The sequence below is a fragment of the Streptomyces sp. P9-A2 genome (assembly GCF_036634175.1).
GTDB lineage: Bacteria > Actinomycetota > Actinomycetes > Streptomycetales > Streptomycetaceae > Streptomyces > Streptomyces pratens.
This window is the reverse complement of sequence record NZ_JAZIFX010000001.1, coordinates 7,143,705-7,163,949: the sequence shown is the minus strand read 5'-3', so window position 1 is coordinate 7,163,949 and position 20,245 is coordinate 7,143,705. Positions and strand designations below refer to the sequence as shown.

The 20,245-nt window shown below is 70.1% G+C and carries 9 protein-coding genes and 2 pseudogenes; 4 read left to right on the top strand and 7 right to left on the bottom strand.

Features of this window, described 5'->3' with window-relative positions:
• The first annotated feature begins 686 nt into the window (after positions 1-686).
• A complete protein-coding gene (locus V4Y04_RS32300) occupies positions 687-6,596 on the top strand; it encodes a hypothetical protein (RefSeq protein WP_332431882.1) in 5,910 nt (1,969 codons plus the stop codon).
• Complete coding sequence (locus V4Y04_RS32295) at positions 6,593-8,107, top strand: hypothetical protein (protein ID WP_332431881.1); 1,515 nt, start codon at positions 6,593-6,595, stop codon at positions 8,105-8,107. Before V4Y04_RS32300 ends, V4Y04_RS32295 begins: the two co-directional genes overlap by 4 nt.
• Positions 8,108-8,306: 199 nt before the next feature.
• Here the strand turns inward: V4Y04_RS32295 and V4Y04_RS32290 are convergent.
• Positions 8,307-8,453 (bottom strand): annotated as a pseudogene (locus tag V4Y04_RS32290) (TetR family transcriptional regulator); the annotation flags it as partial.
• Here V4Y04_RS32290 and V4Y04_RS32285 point away from each other — a divergent pair.
• Positions 8,449-9,350 (top strand): annotated as a pseudogene (locus tag V4Y04_RS32285) (amidase); the annotation flags it as partial. The pseudogenes V4Y04_RS32290 and V4Y04_RS32285 overlap by 5 nt on opposite strands.
• Before the next feature lie 263 nt (positions 9,351-9,613).
• On the opposite strand, the gene V4Y04_RS32280 reads toward V4Y04_RS32285, so the two are convergent.
• The 4 genes from V4Y04_RS32280 to V4Y04_RS32265 all read right to left on the bottom strand — a co-directional run bounded on the left by V4Y04_RS32280 (position 9,614) and on the right by V4Y04_RS32265 (position 14,288).
• Positions 9,614-10,972, bottom strand: coding sequence for a GH1 family beta-glucosidase (locus V4Y04_RS32280; protein WP_332431880.1), 1,359 nt, complete (start codon positions 10,970-10,972; stop codon positions 9,614-9,616).
• Between the two features lie 82 nt (positions 10,973-11,054).
• Complete coding sequence (locus tag V4Y04_RS32275) at positions 11,055-11,894, bottom strand: carbohydrate ABC transporter permease (RefSeq protein ID WP_332431879.1); 840 nt, start codon at positions 11,892-11,894, stop codon at positions 11,055-11,057.
• Positions 11,895-11,967: 73 nt separating this feature from the next.
• Positions 11,968-12,960 carry a carbohydrate ABC transporter permease gene (locus V4Y04_RS32270; RefSeq protein WP_332431878.1) on the bottom strand — a complete coding sequence of 331 codons (993 nt, stop codon included), beginning with the start codon at positions 12,958-12,960 and terminating at the stop codon, positions 11,968-11,970.
• Positions 12,961-12,974: 14 nt separating this feature from the next.
• The gene (locus V4Y04_RS32265) at positions 12,975-14,288 is read right to left on the bottom strand and encodes an ABC transporter substrate-binding protein (protein ID WP_332431877.1); all 1,314 of its coding nucleotides are present in this window, start codon (positions 14,286-14,288) and stop codon (positions 12,975-12,977) included.
• Positions 14,289-14,599: 311 nt separating this feature from the next.
• On the opposite strand from V4Y04_RS32265, the gene V4Y04_RS32260 reads away from it, so the two are divergent.
• Positions 14,600-16,456 carry a coagulation factor 5/8 type domain-containing protein gene (locus V4Y04_RS32260; protein WP_332431876.1) on the top strand — a complete coding sequence of 619 codons (1,857 nt, stop codon included), beginning with the start codon at positions 14,600-14,602 and terminating at the stop codon, positions 16,454-16,456.
• A gap of 120 nt (positions 16,457-16,576) precedes the next feature.
• Here V4Y04_RS32260 and fusA read toward each other — a convergent pair whose 3' ends face one another.
• Both fusA and V4Y04_RS32250 read right to left on the bottom strand, forming a co-directional pair.
• Positions 16,577-18,742 (bottom strand): elongation factor G, encoded by a 2,166-nt coding sequence (gene fusA / locus V4Y04_RS32255; protein WP_332433077.1) that lies wholly within the window; start codon positions 18,740-18,742, stop codon positions 16,577-16,579.
• A 751-nt stretch (positions 18,743-19,493) separates the two neighbouring features.
• The gene (locus tag V4Y04_RS32250; RefSeq protein ID WP_332431875.1) at positions 19,494-20,189 is read right to left on the bottom strand and encodes an alpha/beta hydrolase; all 696 of its coding nucleotides are present in this window, start codon (positions 20,187-20,189) and stop codon (positions 19,494-19,496) included.
• Between the last annotated feature and the right edge of the window lie 56 nt (positions 20,190-20,245).

Below are 20,245 nucleotides of genomic sequence, written 5' to 3'. Positions count from 1 at the left end.
TAGGCGTCGGCCCTGCCCCGGCCACCCTGCTCCGGAGGCATCAGTAGCATCCTGCGGCACGTGTCATGGGCACCCTGTGGAACGTACCGGAGTAAGCGGCCGACCCCGGGGCACGCCAGTGGTGTCGAACGCCGGCGACACGTCAGCGACCTGCCCCGGTCGCCTCGTTACCTGGCATGCTCGGTGCGCACTCGATCATGCGGAAGCGTCCCGTCCCGCTCCGGCGTCTCCGCGCACAAGCGGGCGGCCCCAGTCGGCCCGGCTCTTCACACAGCCACTGCCGACGAGGGCCGGTTCTCGGCGGTGGGCACGCGGACACGGGACGGTCAGTCGGTGGTCGCCGGGCATGCGCCCACTCCGGAAAGACACGAGAAACGATCAACTGGTCCAGTGAACCTGGGTATTCGTCGACCTTCCAGTGAATATTCGTCGATTTCCTCGGTCAACACCATACCCATACCGGTCGATATGCCATCGGAACCTCGGAATGAGCGGAGACCCCCGCCGCCGCATGGGAAGATTGCGTCTCGGACGCGTCTTACCGATCGTGCACTCCAGAAAGCCCAGCGAACTCCCGTCATCGGAGGCCGCAAGGAACTTCCTCGATCGCAAGGGGGCGCGATCGGGCATCACCCGGCGAATCCGGGCCGAGGTGCGCGCCAGGTACATGGCGAGGGGGCTTTACCGTGTTTTCGGTTTCGTCGTTCCGGCAATGGCTGCAGGAGACACCTGAGCTGGTGCTCTCGTTGTTGCGGCACATCGAGAAGGCACACGGCCCGACTGCTCTGCAGTACCACGGCGGCCCCGCGACCGCGAAGCTGCGCAGGACGTCCGGTGCCCGCATGTGGGTCACCCGAGCGCCGGAGCCGTTCCTGCTCAACGTCTGCGGATGCGGCATGAGGCTCGCCAACTCACGGCTGTGTGAGCTGGGGTACGAGGAACAGATCCAGGACCCCGACCTCGAACAGCTCACACAGATGCTGAAGGACCTGCCGCCGGACCTGGCCCAGCTCATGCTCCATGGCCTCTCCCTCTCCTCCGAGGCGCCCGCCCATCCCTTCACACACAGCCATGCGGAAGAACTCTTGGACGCTGCGATGAGCGATGCCGTTCCTCTTACAGAAGTCGACTACGAGCGGCTGCCCTGTGCTGTCCGGGTTCGGAAGGGCACCGACAAGGCGGCCCCATCGAGAACCGCCGACGAGACAGCCGTTTCCCGGGGAGCGCACGGAAACGAGACCGTGGTGGAACTGGACGCCGACAGGATCGAGCTGGAGATCGCGCGGCTGAAGGAGGCTGGAGCCTCGCTGGCCGGAAAACTGGACGCCTTTGCCGCGGCCGTCCGCGACGGGCGGCCGGCCGCCGACCGAGAGCTCTTGCGCGACACGGTGTCGTGGGTCCGGGAACGTCGGGCTCTGGACCGTGTCTTCGCGGGCGCCGGAGTGGAAGCGGCATGGGGCGACGGCCAGGACTGGTCCGCGGCTCAGATACTCGTTGAGCGGCTGCGGGAGGAGCAACACCGTCGGCAAGAGGCCGACCAGGAGATCAGGGCGACCACGCAGGCACTGGACGAGGTCCGGACCATGCTCGACATGGCCACGAGCGAGCTGGTGCGGGAGAACTTCCGCGTTCAGATCGCTCAGTTCGAGCAGCGCCTCCGAGAGCTCGGTGCAAACGCGTCGGGCGCCGAGGCCGCGCGGTCCACCGACGCGGAGGCCGGCGACTTCGGCGACGGGACGGAGGCGGAGCCCGAGGACGAGCCTGAGTCCGGCCCAGGACCGGAACCAGCCGGTGCCTCCGCCGAAGAGAACCCTGAAACGCCCGAGCCCGAGGCCGCTCCCAAGGACGGCGCCGAGCCGCCGCCCGCCCCGGCGGGAGAGGCCGAGCCTGTCGCCCAAGAGGTGCCCGGCCCCGTTGCGCAGGCGGAGCCGACGGAAACACCGGGCGGACGCCAGGAACGGGAAGTGAGCCGGTCCGAGGCCGGGCATCCCGCATCCGGCGGCGGCATCGCCGCGGTGGCCGAGGCCGGCGAACCCGCGCCGGCGCACGAGGTATCGCGGCCCGAGGTCGAGCAACCCACCGAGCCGTCCACCGACATTCCGGCGGAGAAGGCGACGACACCGGCACCTCACGCACCAGCCACCGTCCCGCGACGCTCCGCCGATCCCCAGGAAACGGCGCCGGCCGAGCCCGCCGCTCCCCCCTCCCCCGCCGCGTCGGACGTCTGGTCGGGCGCTCCCTCCCCGGTGGAGACCCTCATCGCCGGGGGCCGGCTGGCCGAGTCCTACTGGCTGACCCGCGCCGCCGGTGCCCCTGCTCACCGCACCCTCGCGCTCGCCTTCGCGGACGCCGCCTTCCACACGTCTGCGGCCGGGGCCTACGACCTTCAGGTACAGGCCGAAGAGCTCATCGAGGCGGCGGACGACGGGCGCCCCTGGGACGACGACCGTGACGCCTACATGGTCCTGCTGACCGCGGCCATCCGCAGCGGCCTGTCGGCGCACTGGGCGAACAGCGTCCTGACCGACTTCACGTCGATGCCTGGCGTGCCCGAGCCGTGGGCATCAGTGATGGACGAGTTGGTGCACGCGGTACGGCAGTCCACCGGGATACAGCCGGGCGACCTGAGCAAGCCGACGGCGACGCCGGTCACGGACCGGCGTGAGGAGATCGGTGACCGGGCACGGCAGCTCGCACTCGACCTGCCACTGCGCACCATCAAGCTCCAGCGCGGCACGATCGTCCTGCAGGCCCTCGCCGCGCCCGACGGCCGGCTGGGACACACCTTGAAGTTGATCCAGGGCTGGGGCGAGGGGCGGGTCGATGCGGAGGAACTCTCCCAGGAGATGGAAGAGCACTACAAGCGCTCCGACGCCGCCGACCGGATCATCGATGCCACCGACCGGGCCAAGCGAACGCCCAAGCAGTCGAAGAACGACATCCATTCGACAGCCCGTGACCAGCTCCGCGCCCGCATCAAGACCGTTCGGGACCTGCTGACAACGGCTCTGCGCATCGCCTCGTCCCCGCGCCCGTCCGGTGGCCGCGACATCGGCCGGGATCTGATGCGGGCGATCGCGGACGCACGTCAGGCCGAACCGCTGCCCGGCGTGGGCGGAGCCCTCCTCGCGCTGCTGTTGCGCTGGCTCGACGGCTCCTACGTCCCCGAGCCGCGCGACACGGGTTTCCGGCCGCCCGCCGAAAGCCTGCTGCACCTGCCCGAACTGCACTGGCACGTCCACGAGGGACAGGACGAACCCAACCTCGACCACCCGGACGCGCTCGGGGCGCTGTTGGGCCTGCTCGGCCCGGCCGACCCCGCCGTCGCGCTGCAATGCCACCGGGACGAAGGCGACCTCCACCTCGCCATCCGCCTGCTCGAGCGGCTCGAGCACGGGCGGATCGTCGGCGCCGCCCTGACGACCGCGCAGCTCGCCGAGTGGCGCCAGCGCATCGCCGACGCGGCTGTCACCTGGGATCGTAGATGCGCTGAGGAACACCGAAGCGCCCAGCTGGTCCTCGCCCAGATCCGAGTGCAGAACCTGCTGAAGCCCGAGGAGGAACACGACTTCACCGCCCGGCTCCTCGACCTGGAGGGGGACAGCCACGGCGACCGCTTCGGGGAACGCTTCCGCGCCATCGCCTCCATCGGCCACGACCTGCGCGACCTGGAGAAGCAGCAGACCGAGAAGCTCTACCGCCAGCTCGACGCCGCCCGCCTACCCGAAGTCGAGCGGAGGCGCATCCGCCAGTTGCTGGACCAAGGCAAGACGGTCGCCGCCGAAGAGCTCCTGTCGTTCGCCCGCCGCGGCGAGGCTCTGCCCGCCCCCGCCGAACCGGCCGGCGAGGAACTGGCACGCTTCCTGCAGGGCATCGCCCACTCCAAGGCTCCCCAGCCCGCCCGGCACGGCGTCAGCGCCCGCTGGTGGGCCAAGCACTACGCGGGCGACGACTCGCTGGTGCAGAACGCGGTCGCCGGACTCGACTCATGGGAAGGGCTGATCGGCGAGCGGGACCAGCGGAAGATCCGCGGCTTGGTCAAGAGCGTCCTGCGCCTGCTCGGTCTGAACGTGAACGAGGCCAACGTCGAGGAGGCCCGGCACGGCGTCACCCGGCTCAGCGTGCGCGCGGACATCACCGAGAGCACCCCCGGCTACGTCGCCGCCCTCGGCTCCCAGGCGCGCCGCGTGTACAAGGTCGTCGTCATCGCCGACGAACTACGGGGCGAAGGACCGCTGCGCCACCTTCCCGAATCGGCCATCGGCGCCAACCTGATCCTCTACCTCCAGCCCCTCGGCACGGAAGGGCGCCGCCAACTCGCCCTCGCCTCCCGCAACCGCGGCCAGCAAGCCCTGCTCGTCGACCCGGCCGTCGTCGGCTGGGTCGCCGCCCGCGCCCCGCGCTCATTCAGGGTGACGCAGCGCGTCACCCTGCCCTGGACCGGCTACACCCCCTACACCCCGCACGTCGCGGGGCTCGTTCCGCCGGAGGTCTTCAAGGGCCGCGCCGAAGAGATGCAGGAGATCCTCAGCCCCGACGGGTCCATCTTCCTCTTCGGCGGTCGCCAGCTCGGCAAGTCGTCCCTTCTGCGGCAAGCGGTCGATGTGTTCCAGAAGGCCGACTCGAAGCGCCACATCGCCGTCTACATCGACCTCCTCAAAGCCGACATCGGACACGCCGAACCCCCGGAGGGCATCTGGCGGGTCCTGCTGGCCGAGCTGAAGCGCCGCGGCGTCATCGGAGCGAACGTCCCCGGCCGTGCCGCCACCGTCGACGTGATCGCCGAAACAGTCCAGCAGTGGATCGAGGCCGAGCCCGGCCGCCGCGTCCTCCTGCTCGCGGACGAGGCCGACGCCTTCCTCACCGCTGACGCCCAGACCGTCTACACCAGTGGCGGCCAGTCGACCTTCCGCACCGTCAAGCGGCTCCAGCGCTTGATGGAGACCACCAGCCGGTCGTTCAAGGTTGTCTTCGCCGGTCTGCACCAGGTTCAGCGTTTCAACCACCTCACCAACGTGGTCACCGCGCACGGTGGGCCAGGAGTCCTCGTCGGTCCGCTCAAGCCGCAGGCCGCCGTCGGGCTCGTCGAGGAGCCCCTGGCCGCCGTCGGACTCACCTTCGAGACTCCCGACCTGGTCTGGCACATCCTCGGCGTCACCAACTACCAGGCCAACCTGGTGCAGATCTTCTGCGACCACCTCGTCGCCTACATGCAGCAGCGCGCCATGCCCCCCAGTGGTCGGCACGCCCCCATCACCTGGGACGACGTTCAGGTGGTCGCGAACCTGGAGCGGGTCCGCGAGCTCATCGCGGAACGCCTGCGCTACACCATCAACCTGGAGGACCGCTACCGCGTACTCACTCTCCTGGTCGCCCTGCGCAGCCTCGAGCACGGCTACGCGCACGCGTCCCGGCCCAGCGAATTGCTGGAGGACGCCCACGAGATCTGGGAAGAGGGCTTCCCTCTCAACAGCGAACGTCAGTTGACCCTCTTCCTGGACGAGATGGTGGGCCTGGGTCTACTCATCCGGGTGCCCGGCGAGGAACGCGCCTACGCTATGCGCAGCCCCAACGTCGTCAACATGCTCGGCACCCGGAACGAGCTTCAGAGCGAGCTGAACGACACCGAGTTCGACCTGCCCTACGACTACAACCCGCGCACCGCCCGCCGCTCCATCGACATTCGGGGCCGCGTTCAGCGAAGGAGCCCGCTCACCGAGGGACAGCTCAGCGACATGCTCGGCCACCCCACCCGCACCACGTTCGTGCCCTGCACCCGGGCACTCGGCGACGACCACGTCGAACACGGGCTGCGCTCGTACGCAGAGGGGTACGGCCTCGACATCATCAGCGTTGGACCTGACGACCGCCTCACCGACGCGATCACCGCCACCTCACGCCGCGAGGGCTCCCGGCTCCTCTTCGTGGACCTGCGCGGCCGGAACGCCGATCAGGTCGGGGAGGCCGCCGAGCAACTCGTCAAGCACACCGGGGGCACGGCACCCGACACCGACTCGGCCTCCGACGCGCCCCGCCGGTACGCCGTGGTTCTCTGCTCGCCGGGCACCACGGCGGAAGCGGAGAAGACAGGAGCCGGCCTCGTCCTGCCGCAGCGGTGGACCGTCGACAGTGTGCGCGCCTGGCCGGAGTCGCCGTTCGGGTCCCCGCAGGAACGCCGTGGCCTCATGGACTCCACCGGGGGATGGCCCGGCCTGGTCGAGACCGCCATGCACAACGTGCGCTCCGGCATGCGGCAGAAGGAGGTCCTCCAGAGCCTGCACGAGCGTCTGGGCACTCCTGACGCCGCAGCGGCCCATCTGAAGGCAGCCGGTTTCACTCCCGTCGATGTCTCCCGACTGGCGGCTTGGGCCCAGTTCTACAGCGACGAGGAGTACGCGGACGGCAAGGCCTCCATGACTCCGGGCGACATCGCCGCAGCGTTCTTCGACGAGAGCGAAGAGGAGTCCCTTCAGGCCGCCGAGCATCTCCTGAAGCGCCTCGACGGCCTGGCGGTCCTCGACCCCAACAGATCCGGAGGCGTCCGTCTCGACCCGGTCACCTTCCGGGCGCTGAAGACGATCGAGCCCGCGCAGTGAGCACCGTGAACTTCGGTGGCACGGAGTCCGCGGCACCGGAGCCGGTCACCGCCAAGGCCGGCCGGCAGGTCATGGACGAGGACCTCGCCCGGCTCCCCGGCCCTCGTCGGCACCTCGACGCGCTCGAGGCAGACCTGCGGGCCGGTCGCAGTTGCGTCTGGTACTTCCCCGACCCCGTCGTGGAATCCGGCCGTGCCGGCTTCTTCGTGCGCGAACTCACCCACCGTCTCGAGGCAGTGATCCCCGTTCCCGGCGTCGTGTCCCTCGCCGATCGCCACGCCGGACCGGCCTCCTTGCCCGCGCAGCGCGCACCGGTCACGAAGCCACAGGGAATCTGGGCGGACACGGACGACGAGTGGGACACTGATCTGCCCGACGATCCCTACAGCAGTCTCCTGAGCCGGCTCACCGCGCCCAGCGGCACCGTTCGGACCAGCGCCGCTCCGACTGCCCCGACTCCGACCACGACCCTGGAGGAACGCCTCGCCAAGGAACTCGGCGTCACGGGCGACCCCGTAGAGGCCCTGGTCGAACAAGCCTCCGTTGGCCAGGCCCCCCACGTAGTGGTCGTGCGCTGCTGGAACGAGACCTCTTCCGAAGAGGCTGCCCGACTCCTCCGCGTCGCCCAAGCCACCTTCCACGAAGCCGGCCTCCCCGGCCATGCGCGACCGCGCTTCCTCCTTACCGCCCGTGCCGACGACCTGCCCCGGGCCACGCTCGGCAGCCAGGGCCGTGCCGTTGTCCACTGGTGGTGGAAGGTCTGGACCCGTCTCGACACCGAGGTCCTCATGGCTTGGCATTCCCGCTCAGGAGCCGCTGACGCCGCCGGCACGCTGCTTTGCCGCGTCACCGACGCCGTCGTCGCCGAAGTCTGCGGTCCCGACATCGACCATGCCCTCATCCTCCGCGAGGCCTGGGACGGTGGTGACCTCGGCACGCTTCGCCGCGCCCTCGGTCGAGTCCTGTCCGGGCGCCCTCTCGGATCCGCTGAGTTCGTGCCACCCGGACGGCTGTCCACCGCCCACGCCTCCACCCCCGGCGCCGAGATCCACGGTGCCTGGGCCCGTGGTGCCATCGACAGCTGGGACGGACGCATCCATCCCGCCCACGGCCGCTCCCTCCTGGACTCCAACTCCCAGGAACTGCGGGTTCTCGTCTGTCATGCCCAGAACCGTGTTCTCCTTCCCCTCATCGAGGAAGCCCGCGCCGCCCTGATCCACCTCGTGCCCGGAATGCTGCGCAAACAGCTCTTCACCCTCCGGGATTTCTGCGAGAAGGCCCGCTCCCAGCACTGGAGGAACACCGAGGACGCCGACGTGCCCGACCTCGAAGAACTCGAGCTCGGCGGCCTTTCCCACGCCGCCTACATGCTCACCCTGACCACCACGCAACGTCACCGCCTGCGCGTCCTGCACACAGCCCGCAACACCCTCTCCCACCGGACCCCTCTGGACCACGGTGAACTCGTGGTCCTGACGGGGGTGCTGACCACGGACTGGACCGCGGTCTGACCGGCACCGGCTGGCCGCCCCCGCCCTCGGTGGGACCGGTCGGGCAGGCGCGGTTGCCCGCGAGGACGAGCGAACCCGACGTGCCCTCGCCCTGCCGGGCGCGGTTGACTCGCCCGTCGTCAGAGAATGCCCGGTCGAGCGCGGAATGCAGGCGGTCAGCCACAGCGGTCCGGCCGGGTCGCCCGCATCGGGCAGGTGGTCAGCCGGTGGTCGCCCGGTCCGCGTCGAGCGGGTCGAGCGGGGAGCGGTGCCGATCCACGATCCCCTCGACGATTCTCATCACCCGATCCGCCACCTGATCGATGCTTCCGTTCTGCATGCTGACCTGCGCGCCTTCGAGGCTGAAGCCCACTCGTGGCCGGATCTCCATGGGCCTCGCCGCCGACGAAGTCTTCAACGGCCTGGCCGTACACGGCAGCGCCAGCCGCACGGTACGCGACAGCGCGGCGCTGCTCGACCGGATCCGCGGCCCGGAACCGGGTGACCCCTACTTCGCCCAGCAGCCGTCCCGGCCCTACGCGGAGGAAGTCACCCGCCACCCGGGCTCGCTGCGGATCGGTGTCCTCACCCAGGCATGGGGCGTGCGCCGCACCACCACACCGGTGGCCGACGCCCTCTCCCGTACCGTGCGTCTGCTCGAATCCCTCGGCCACCGGGTGGAGAAGGTCAAGGTCGACCTCGGGGCCTACTGGGAGGAGCTCGTCCTGGCCAACGCCCGTCTGATGACGGCGAATCTCACGGCCTCGCTCGACGAACTGGCCGCCGCCTTCGACCGGCCCGTCGACTCCTCGTCCCTTGAGCCGGCGACTCTCGCCTGCTACCACTACGGGCAGCGGGTCAACGGTGCCCAGTTCGTCACCGCTCTCGCGGTCCGCAACCGGGTCGCCCGAAACCTGGCACGGTACTTCGACGCCCACGACATGCTGCTCACCCCGACCTTGCCGGAGCTGCCCGTTCCCTTGGGCACCTACGCCGAGGGTGCGGAGGCCCTGGACGGCCTCGGCTGGATCGACCGCCTCAACGACCGCTCACCGTTCACCATGGCGTTCAACGTGGCGGGCACACCCGCCATGTCCGTGCCCGTGACAGCCGACGCCGGGACGGCGCTCCCGATCGGTATGCAGCTCGCCGCTGGTCACGGTCTCGAAAACCGCCTCTTCCGCCTCGCCGGTCAACTCGAACAGGCAAGCCCGTGGTCGGGCCGGCCCCCGTGGTGTGGGCGGGGAATCACACCGGCCGCTGAGGAGCGCTCCCCGGGGGCCGGGAGGCCAGGGGCAGGGACCACGCATGCACTGGGTGAGCAAGATAATCAAGTCGCACATGTCGCCCATATCGCCCATATCAGCTCATACTCCCTCCCGGCGTCCCCGGGTCCGGACCCGCACAGCCATTTCGTCCGGACCCGCGCAGCCACTTCACGGCACTTCGCCCGCCCGCCCGCCCGAACAGGAACGGAAACGGAAACGGAAGAGGAAGAGGAAACCGGCGTAGCCGTCACCTCTCGGGTCAGGCCGCCCGTCGTATCCGGTCTCCGTGGCCGCGGATGATGTCCGCGTACCGGTGGCCGGAGCCCTTGACGGTACGGGCCTGGGTCTCGTAGTCGACGTGGACGAGACCGAAGCGTTTGTCGTAGCCGTAGGCCCACTCGAAGTTGTCCAGCAGGGACCAGGCGAAGTAGCCGGCGAGCGGGGCGCCCTTGCGGGCGGCGGAGGCGCAGGCGGCGAGGTGCTGCTCCAGGTAGTCCTGGCGCTCCGGGTCGTCGATCGTGCCGTCGGGGCGGACCGTGTCGGGGAAGGCGGAGCCGTTCTCGGTGACGTAGAGCTTGCGGGCGCCGTACTCGTTCGTCAGGCGGAGGAGCAGGGTCTCGAGGCCGCTCGCGTCGATCTCCCAGTCCATGCCGGTGCGTGGGACGTCGGCGCGGCGGACGGTGGCGGCGTGAGGGGCCGGGCCGTCGGGGTCGGCCGCCACCACCTGGGGGAAGTAGTAGTTGAGGCCGAGCCAGTCGAGCGGGGCGGCGATGGTCACCAGGTCACCGGGCCGCTCCGGGAGTTCGACTCCGTAGACCTCGCGCATGTCGGCCGGGAAGCCGTGGCCGTGTACGGGGTCGAGCCACCAGCGGTTGGTGTGGCCGTCCATGCGGGCGGCGGCGGCCAGGTCCTCGGGGCTGTCGGTGGCGGCGTGGATCGTGGAGAGGTTGTTGACGATGCCCACCTGGGCGCCGGGGGCGGCGGCGCGGATGGCGCGCGCGGCGAGGCCGTGGCCCAGGAGCAGGTGGTAGGAGGCGCGGACGGCCGCCGTCAGGTCGGTCAGACCGGGCGCCATCTTGCCTTCCAGGTGGCCGATCCAGGCCGAGCACAGGGGTTCGTTGAGGGTCGTCCAGTGGTGCACGCGGTCGCCGAGGCGTGCGGCGACCGCCGAGGCGTACGCGGCGAAGTGTTCGGCGGTGTCGCGCTCCGGCCAGCCGCCTCGGTCCTGGAGGACCTGGGGCAGGTCCCAGTGGTAGAGGGTGACGGACGGAACGATGCCGGCCTCGAGCAGGCCGTCGGTCAGCCGGTCGTAGAAGTCGAGGCCCTTGGCGTTGACCGGGCCGTCGCCGCCGGGGACGATCCGGGGCCAGGCGAGGGACAGGCGATAGGCGTTGGTGCCGAGGCGGCGCATCAGGTCGATGTCCTCGCGCCAGCGGTGGTAGTGGTCGCAGGCGGTGTCGCCGTGGTGGCCGTTGTCGATGGTGCCGGGGGTGCGCGCGAAGGTGTCCCAGATCGACGGCGAACGGCCGTCCTCGGCCACGGCTCCCTCGATCTGGTAGGCCGAGGTGGCCGTGCCCCACAGGAAGTCCTCGGGGAGGGCGGCGTAGTCGATGGTCACGTAAGTCCTTTCGAGCGAAGCGGAGTTGCCCGATGCGGGGAGGTTGCCCGATGCGGGGGGTTGCCCGATGCGGGGAGGTCGGTCACTTGACGGCTCCTGCCGTCAGGCCGGCGACGAGGTAGCGCTGCAGGAGCAGGAAGCCGGCGACCACGGGGATGCTCACCACGAGCGAGGCCGCCATGATCTGGTTCCAGTACACGTCGTTGAGGGTGGAGTAGCCCTGGAGTCCCACGGCGAGGGTGCGGGTGGTGTCGTTGGTCATCACCGAGGCGAAGAGTACTTCGCCCCAGGCCGTCATGAAGGCGTAGACGGCGACCGCGACGATGCCGGGGATCGCGGCCGGGACGACGACCCGGAAGAGCGCGCCGAGCGGGCCGCAGCCGTCGACCAGCGCGGCCTCGTCCAAGTCCCGCGGCACCGAGTCGAAGTAGCCGATCAGCATCCAGATGGAGAACGGGAGGGAGAACGTCAGATACGTGAGGATCAGGCCGCCGCGCGAGCCGAACAGGGCGATGCCCGTGGCGTTGCCGATGTTGACGTAGATGAGGAACAGCGGAAGGAGGAAGAGGATGCCGGGGAACATCTGCGTCGACAGCACGGTCACGGTGAAGACGCGCTTGCCCCGGAAGTTGTAGCGGCTCACCGCGTAGGCGGAGAAGACCGCGATCACCACCGAGCAGACGGTCGCCGCGCCCGCCACGATCAGCGAGTTCACGAAGTACCGGGCGAGCGGGACCGTGGACCAGATGTCGATGTACGGGCGGAACGTCACCTCGCTCGGCAGCCAGCGGAACGTGCCGGTGACGTCCGCGAGCGGCTTCAGCGAGCTGGAGATCATGACGTACACCGGGATCATCACGAAGCCGGTGAGCAGGGTGAGGAAGATCCGCCGGGACCACAGGAACGAGCGGGGCGGGGCCATGGGCGACACCGGGGAGGCGGGCGACGGCCTGGAAGCGCGTGCCGCGGGAGACACCCGGGTCGCCGTCGGTGAACTAGCCATGTGACGGCCTCCGTTGGCGCGAGGTGAGGACGAGGTACACGCCCGTCACGCCGAGCAGGAACAGCAGGAGCAGGACGGACATCGCGGAACCGGTGCCGAAGTTCCAGGTGACGAAGGATGCCTGGTAGATGTGGACGGAGATGAGGTCCGCGGCTTCGGGGGCGGCCTTGCCGAACAGGACGAACGGTGTGTTGAAGTCGTTGAACGTCCACAGGAACAGGACCAGTACCAGTACCTGGTTGACCGGGCGCAGCGACGGCAGGGTGATGCGGCGGACCTGCTGGATCATTCCGGCGCCGTCGAGGGCGGCGGCCTCGTACAGCTCGCGGGGGATGTTCTGCAGGCCGGCCATGACGATGAGGAAGGCGAACGGCCAGCCCTTCCACACCGATACGGTCAGCAGGGCGACGAAGCTGTTGTCGCCGATCAGCCAGAAGGACGGCTTGTCGGTGAGGCCGAGCTGGTCGTGCAGGACGTGGTTCACCAGGCCGTTGTCGTGCTGGAACATGAACACCCAGGTGATGACGGCGGCGTAGACCGGCAGCGCGTACGGCACCAGGAACAGGGCGCGGAGCAGACCGCGGCCGCGGAAGGTGTCCTGCATGTAGATCGCGGCGGCGGTGCCGATGAGCCAGCACAGGCCGACCGACAGCACGGTGAAGGCGAGGGTGACGAAGAAGGAGTGGAGCAGTGCCTGGCCGACTGGGGCGTCGAAGTCGACCGACACCTTGTAGTTGTCGAGGCCGGCCCAGGGGGCGGTGCCCCAGTCGCGGATGTAGAACTGGGTGAGCTCCTTGAAGCTCATCACGATGCCGACCACCATCGGCACCAGGTGGACGAGGAGTTCGAGGAGGAGGGCGGGCAGGAGGAACAGGTACGGCAGTCCGATGCGGCGGAGCCGCCCGGTGCGGCGGCGAGGACCGCGCTCCGCACCGGGGGAACTCTTCCGCGCGGCGGCCTCTGCCGCGGGGACCGTGGCGGTCATAACGGTGTCCGGGCTCACTTCTTGGGCATCTGCTGCTGGGCCTTGGTGAGGGCGGCCTTCACCGATGCGGTGGTCACCTCGCGGCCGCCGGCGGCATCCGCGAACAGGTCCTTGACGGCCGTACCGACGGCGGTCTCGAACTGGGACTCGTCGGGGACCTGCGGGAGGGCGACGGCGCTCTGGGCGAGGGTGTCCTTCAGGACGGAGTTGGCAGGGGAGTTGAAGGCCGCGTCCTCCTGGGCCGCCTTGACCGGCGGGATGGAGCTGTAGGCCGTGTTGAGGATCTTCTGCTCGGCGTCGCTCGTCATGAACTTCACGAAGTCGGTGGCGCCGTCGATGTTGTCGCTGTTCTTGAAGACGGCGAGGTTGATGCCGGCGACCATCGAGTTGACCTGCTTGCCGGCGCCCGGGGCGCCGGACTGCACGGGCACGGGAGCGATGCCGTAGGAATCGTCGGCCATGCCCTGGGACTTGAGGTTGGCGGAGGCGGACTGCCAGAGCAGCATCGCCGTCTTGCCCTTGGCGAAGTCGCTGACGGACTGGTTCTGGGCGTACTCGGCGTTGCCCGGGGCGATGATCCTGTCCTTGGCCATGAGGTCGACGTACTGCTTGACCGCGGTGACCGCGCCGTCGTTGGTGAAGTCGGGCTTGCCGTCGGCGGTGAAGAAGTCGGCGCCGTGCTGCTTGGCGAAGACGAAGGCGTGGTGGATGTTCTCGGAGGGGTTCGAACCTTCCATGGCTATCCCCCACTTGCCGTCCTTGGTGACACTTTTGCCGGCGGCGACCAGCTCGTCCCAGGTGGCGGGGGGCGCGTCGACACCTGCGTCGGCGAGCATCTGCTTGTTGTAGTAGAGGGCGTACGCCATCGAGTACAGCGGGACCGCTGCCGGGTCCTGCCCCTCGGTGCCGGTGGAGCCGAGGGCGGATTCGACGAAGCGGTCCTTGCCGCCGATCCTGTCGAAGTTCTTCGCGTCCCACGGCAGCAGCGCGCCGGTCGCCTGGAGCGAGGCGGACCAGGTGTTGCCGATGTTGAGCACGTCCGGTCCCTGGCCGGAGGTGGTCGCGGTGAGGATCCGGTTCAGCAGGTCGGACCAGGGCACGACCTCCAGTTTGACCTTGATGCCGGTCTGCTTCTCGAACTTGTCCAGCTCGGGCTGGAGCACCTTCTTGTCGATCTCGACGCTGGCGCCCTGGTTGGAGGCCCAGTAAGTGAGCTCCTTGGGCGAGTCGTTGGACCCGCCGGAGGTGGATCCGCCGCCACAGGCCGTGGTGGCGAGTGCGAGAGACAGGATGACGGCGCCTGTGGCCGCGGCTCGGTTGCTGCGCATGGCTTCTGATGTGCCTTTCCGCGAGAGGCGGGGTGCTGGGAATGCAACGGGGATGCAACGGGGATGCGAGGAGGACACAGAGGGGGACGAGGGGAAGCGGCGGAGACAAGGGGGCGCGAGACGAGGGGACTCATGACTTAATTTAGGACGTGAGTTAAACCCTTGGAAAGGGCGCCGTCAAGGGTTTGGACACAGTCACCCCACTCTCGCCGCACCTCTTGACTCATCTGTTCCACGGATGAACCATCAGCGGCGAGAGAGCGCTCCCACCTCCCCCACGCCGTTCACTTCCTGAACCAGGAGAGCCGCCCATGACCTCCCACTCCCCCTCCACCCAGCCGCCCGCCGACGGCCCACGCGCCGCCGTCCGCCGCCGGGCCGTGCTCGGAGCCGCAGCAGCCGTACCCGTACTGGCCGCACTGACCACCACCACCACCGCCTCCGCCGCACCGGCCGCCCCCGCCCCACCGGCCGTCCCCGCCGCCCCTGACGCCGCGAAGAAGCGCGGGAAGCGGCGTCGGCTGCTGGCCGGCGGCGACCTCGGCCCGAACGTGATCGTCTTCGACCCGTCGACGCCGGGCATCCAGGCGAAGCTGGACGAGGTGTTCGCCCGGCAGGAGTCGGACCAGTTCGGCCCGGGCCGCTACCAGTTCCTCTTCAAGCCGGGTGCCTACCACGGGCTCAACGCCCAACTCGGCTTCTACACCTCGATCTCGGGTCTCGGACTCTCCCCCGACGACACCACCATCCACGGTGACGTGACGGTCGACGCCGGCTGGTTCGAAGGCAACGCCACGCAGAACTTCTGGCGTTCGGCGGAGAACCTGGCCCTCGTTCCGGTCAACGGCACCAACCGCTGGGCGGTCGCCCAGGCGGCCCCGTTCCGACGGATGCACATACGCGGCGGTCTCAACCTGGCACCCGCCGGTTACGGCTGGGCCAGCGGCGGCTACATCGCCGACAGCCGGATCGACGGCGTGGTCGGACCGTACTCGCAGCAGCAGTGGTACACCCGGGACAGCTCGGTCGGCGGGTGGACCAACGCCGTGTGGAACATGGTGTTCTCAGGTGTCGAGGGCGCCCCCGCGCAGAGCTTCCCGGAGCCGCCGTACACCACCCTCGACCGGACACCGATCTCCCGCGAGAAGCCGTTCCTGTACCTGGACGGCGCCGACTACCGCGTGTTCCTGCCCGCGCTGCGCCGCGACGCACGCGGCGTCACCTGGGGCAACGGCACCCCGCGCGGCACCTCCCTGCCCCTGGACCGGTTCTACGTGGCGAGGCCCGGCGACTCCGCGGCCACCCTCAACCAGGCACTCGACCAGGGCCTCAACCTGCTGCTGACACCCGGCATTTACCACGTCGACCAGCCGATCCGGGTCAACCGCGCGGGCACGGTCGTCCTCGGTCTCGGCTACGCCACCCTGATCCCCGCCAACGGCGCCACCGCCCTCCAGGTGGCCGACGTCGACGGCGTACGGCTGGCAGGCTTCCTCGTCGACGCCGGACCGGTCAACTCCCGCGTCCTGGTGGAGATCGGCCCGAACGGCGCTTCCCGCAACCACTCCGCCGACCCGATCACCGTCCAGGACGTGTTCATCCGGATCGGCGGCGCGGGCCCCGGCAAGGCGACCACCAGCATGGTGATCAACGCCCGGCACACCATCGTCGACCACACCTGGATCTGGCGTGCCGACCACGGAGAGGGCGTCGGCTGGGAGACCAACCGCTGCGACTACGGCGTCGTCGTCAACGGCCACGACGTCCTGGCGACCGGCCTGTTCGTCGAACACTTCAACAAGTACGACGTGCAGTGGAACGGCGAACGCGGGCGCACGATCTTCTTCCAGAACGAGAAGGCCTACGACGCTCCGAACCAGGCCGCCATCCAGAACGGCTCGATGAAGGGCTACGCCGCGTACAAGGTCGGCGACCGTGTCACCACCCACGAGGGCTGGGGCATGGGGAGTTACTGCTACTACAACGTCAACCCGACGATCGTGCAGCACCACGGCTTCGCCGCCCCGAACCGACCGGGGGTCCGCTTCCACCACCTGCTGGTCGTGTCGCTCAGCGGCAACGGGCAGTACGAATGCGTCATCAACGACACCGGCGCGCCGACGTCGGGCACGAACACCGTGCCGTCGAAGGTGGTGTCCTACCCCTGAGCCCGGCGTCCGGTGCCTGCCACGACCGGCGCCGACGGTCGCGGCAGGCACCGGTGTGACGCCGGTGGCGGTCCCTCCCGGGGTGAGTGACCGGGAGGGACCGCCGTTCCTGCGTGCCGGCTACCGCGCGGATGCGGATGCGGGCGAGGACTCCGACACAGGCGCGGGCGCCGGGGCGTAGCCGGTGGGGCGGGTGGTGAAGGTGCCGCGGCCCTGGGTGCGGCTGCGCAACCGGGTCGCGTAGCCGAAAAGTTCGGCCAGCGGCACGGTGGCGGTGACCGTGGTGGTGACGGCCGCGGTGCCGGCCGTACCACCCGTCCGGGTGCCCGAGCCGGTCACCCGGCCGCGGCGCGCGGCCAGATCTCCGAGCACCCCGCCCACCGCGTCCTCGGGCACGGTGACGGTGACCTCGACCACCGGTTCCAGCACCACCATCGCGCAGGCCCGCAGGGCGTCCCGCAGACCGAACCGGCCGGCCGTACGGAACGCGGTGTCCGAGGAGTCCTTCACATGGGTCGTCCCGTCGGTGAGCGTGACACGCAGACCGGTCACCGGGTGGCCGCCCGACGGCCCCTCGACCAGGGCGTCCCGGCAGCCGGCCTCGACCGCACGGACGTACTCCCGCGGCACGCGCCCGCCGACGACGGCCGAGCGGAACTCGAACCCGGAACCGGAACCGGAACCGGAACCGGAGCCGGAGCCGGAGCCCGGGATGTCCAGCGGCTCGACGTCGAGCACGACGTGGGCGAACTGCCCTGCCCCGCCGTCCTGTTTGACGTGCCGGTACACGAACCCGGACACCCCACGTCCGACGGTCTCCCGGTAACTGACCTTGGGACGACCGACGTTGACGCCCAGCCCACGATCGAGCCGGATCTTCTCCACCGCGACCTCCAGATGCAGTTCACCCATGCCGGACAGCACCGTCTGGCCGGTCTCCCGGTCGGTCCGCGCCACCAGCGAGGGGTCCTCTTCGACGAGCCGCGCGAGTGCCGACGCCAGACGTCCGGTGTCCGTGCCCCGGAGCGCCTCGAGCGCGACGGAGACGACGGGCTCGGCGACCCCCGGAGGTTCCAGGACCAGCGGGGCGAACGACGCGCACAGGGTGGAGCCGGCGCGGGCCGACTTCAGCCCGACGACGGCGACGATGTCCCCGGCGACCGCCCGGTCCAGCGGGGTGTGCCGGTCGGCCCGGACCCGCAGGATGCGGCCGATGCGCTCGGTGCGGCGTGCGGTCGCGTCCCACACGGTGTCTCCCTTCTCGATCGTTCCCGAGTACAGGCGCAGGTAGGTCAGCCGCCCGGTGGACGTGGCGTTCACCTTGAATGCCAGGGCGGCGAGGGGTGCCGCCGGGTCGGCGGCCCGTTGCGGCTCATCGCCGTCGCCAGCGCCGTCGCCGTCGCCGTCGTGCGTCCCGCGGACGGGCGGCACGTCGAGCGGCGACGGCAGGTAGGCGATGACGGCGTCCAGCAACGGTTCCACCCCGCGGTTGCGATAGGCCGAGCCGCACAGCACGACGACGCCCTCACCGCTGTGGGTCAGGTAGCGCAGGGCGGCGGCGAGGGTACCGGCGCCGAGCGATCCCGTGGCACAGAACTCCTCCAGCGCTCCCGGATGCAGCTCGGCGACGGCTTCCTCGAGGAGACGGCGCCGACGGTGCGTCTCCTCTCGCAGGTCGTCCGGCACGGGGCCTTCCTGAACGTCCGAGGCCGCGGCAGCGCCGTCGTCGGTCCAAGTCAAAGCGCGCAGGCGCACCAGGTCGACGACGCCGGTGAAGGCGTCCTCGGCGCCGATGGGCAACTGCACGACCAACGGCACCGGGTGCAGCCGTTCGCGGATCGAGGCGACGGCGGTGTCCAGCTCGGCGCCGGCCCGGTCCATCTTGTTGACGAACGCGATGCGCGGCACACCGTGCCGGTCGGCCTGCCGCCACACCGACTCGCTCTGCGGCTCCACGCCCGCGACCGCGTCGAACACCGCGACCGCGCCGTCGAGGACGCGCAGCGAGCGCTCGACCTCGTCGGCGAAGTCGATGTGTCCTGGGGTGTCGATCAGGTTGATCCGGTGCCCGTCCCAGGTGCAGCTGACGGCGGCGGCGAAGATCGTGATGCCCCGGTCGCGCTCCTGCGGATCGAAGTCGGTGACGGTGGTGCCGTCGTGGACCTCGCCGCGCTTGTGCGTGGCGCCGGTCGCATACAGGATCCGCTCGGTGACGGTGGTCTTCCCGGCGTCGACGTGGGCGAGGACGCCGAGGTTGCGGACGGCGGCGAGGGGATTGGTGTGCATGGGGTTGCGCATGGCCCGAGGCCTTTCGCTGCTCTGTGACAGGGCGGCGCGATTCCCGGACGAAACGAACGGCAGGCGGACAGGCATGAGAACGCCTCGGACGTGAACGCGTCCAAGACCCGAACCGTCAGCTGTGTCGCCTCGTCACGACATCCGGCGCCGGCCGCGCAGCGGGCACCGGACGGACGAAGACACCAGGATCACCATGGACCGCGAGGAGGACCAGGAGGCCCCGCAGAACCGGGAGGACCCGCAGAACCGGGAACGGGGAGCGACAACAGCGGCGCGAGCACGCACGGCCGGACTCCCCTCACTGGTCACGGATACGCGGCCTCGGTACGAGGGGCCGCGCTTGCTGATGGTCGAGTGTAGGGAGGGACGGGGAACGAGGCCACGGCTTTTCCAGTCCCGCATCAGGAGACGAGCGGCAATGCCGGCGTCGTCCACCCCGGTTCGGACTGCTCCCCGCCCGGAGCGACCCGCGTCACCAAAAAAAGGACCCCGACGGTCTGCGGCCCCGGCTCGGACGGCCTCAACCGCCGGCACTCCTGGCCCCGTACGCACCCGAGCACCCGGCCGGCCCGCGGCCCCGGACGGGCACTGCTCGCCCCGACCGCACACGGAGCCCTCATTCCGCACACGGCGGACGACACCCGCAAGGTGCAGACCGCGGTCATCGGCCGGGCCGACTCGGACCGGCCCGTGTTCCTGCCGTACGACCATGACCGCTTCGACCTCTCCGCGACTGCCGTCACAGGCTCAGCAGCAGGTCCCGGACCGTGGCGGGCTGGGACAGGAACGGGTGGTGGCCGGCGTCGAGTTCGACGACGCTGCCGGCCCGGCGGGCGAACTCGCGCTGCAGCCGCGGCGGGGTGCCCCGGTCCTGGGCGCAGACGAGGTACGTCGAGGGCACCTGCTGCCATGCGGCCGCCCCGACCGGCTGCCCGGTCACCTGCACGCTCTGCCGGGCGAGGTGATCCGCCGCCTGCGCCTGGACCTCGGGGTCGCAGTCCTGCAGGAACGTGTCCACGAGCAGCTCGGGGCGGACCCCGAAGGTGCCGGCGTCAGGGTCGACGTCGAGGAACGGGGCGGGGCTGCCGTCCCCGAACTCCGACAGGCTCTGCCCGACCTCGGGCAGGTAGCTGGAGACCAGCAGCAGATGGCGTACCGACCCGACGCCCGCGGCGGCTTCCGCGGTGACGATGCCGCCGTAGCTGTGGGCGACCACGACGGTCGGCTCGTCGCCGTCCAGCAGCACCTGCCGCACCGCCGCGACGTCCTCGGACAGCCCCGGACCGCCGGCGCCTCCGGGCAGGCCCGCCTCGCCGCAGCTCGGCAGCGCCGGGGCCACGCTCAGCACCCCTCGCTCCTGCAGCAGCTCGGCGGTGCGGTGCCACCACCACGACCCGTCCCGCACGCACGCCCCATGCACGAACACGACCCTCATCGCTACCTCCACGTCTGCCTTGACTGCCTTTCGGTCAACGGTAGACGTAGCCGCCG

Coding starts and splice junctions, on each gene's coding strand:
- V4Y04_RS32275 (WP_332431879.1), bottom strand. CDS start 11,894: ATGGCCCCGCCCCGCTCGTTCCTGTGGTCCCGGCGGATCTTCCTCACC.
- V4Y04_RS32270 (WP_332431878.1), bottom strand. CDS start 12,960: ATGACCGCCACGGTCCCCGCGGCAGAGGCCGCCGCGCGGAAGAGTTCC.
- V4Y04_RS32265 (WP_332431877.1), bottom strand. CDS start 14,288: ATGCGCAGCAACCGAGCCGCGGCCACAGGCGCCGTCATCCTGTCTCTC.
- V4Y04_RS32260 (WP_332431876.1), top strand. CDS start 14,600: ATGACCTCCCACTCCCCCTCCACCCAGCCGCCCGCCGACGGCCCACGC.
- fusA (WP_332433077.1), bottom strand. CDS start 18,742: ATGCACACCAATCCCCTCGCCGCCGTCCGCAACCTCGGCGTCCTCGCC.
- V4Y04_RS32250 (WP_332431875.1), bottom strand. CDS start 20,189: ATGAGGGTCGTGTTCGTGCATGGGGCGTGCGTGCGGGACGGGTCGTGG.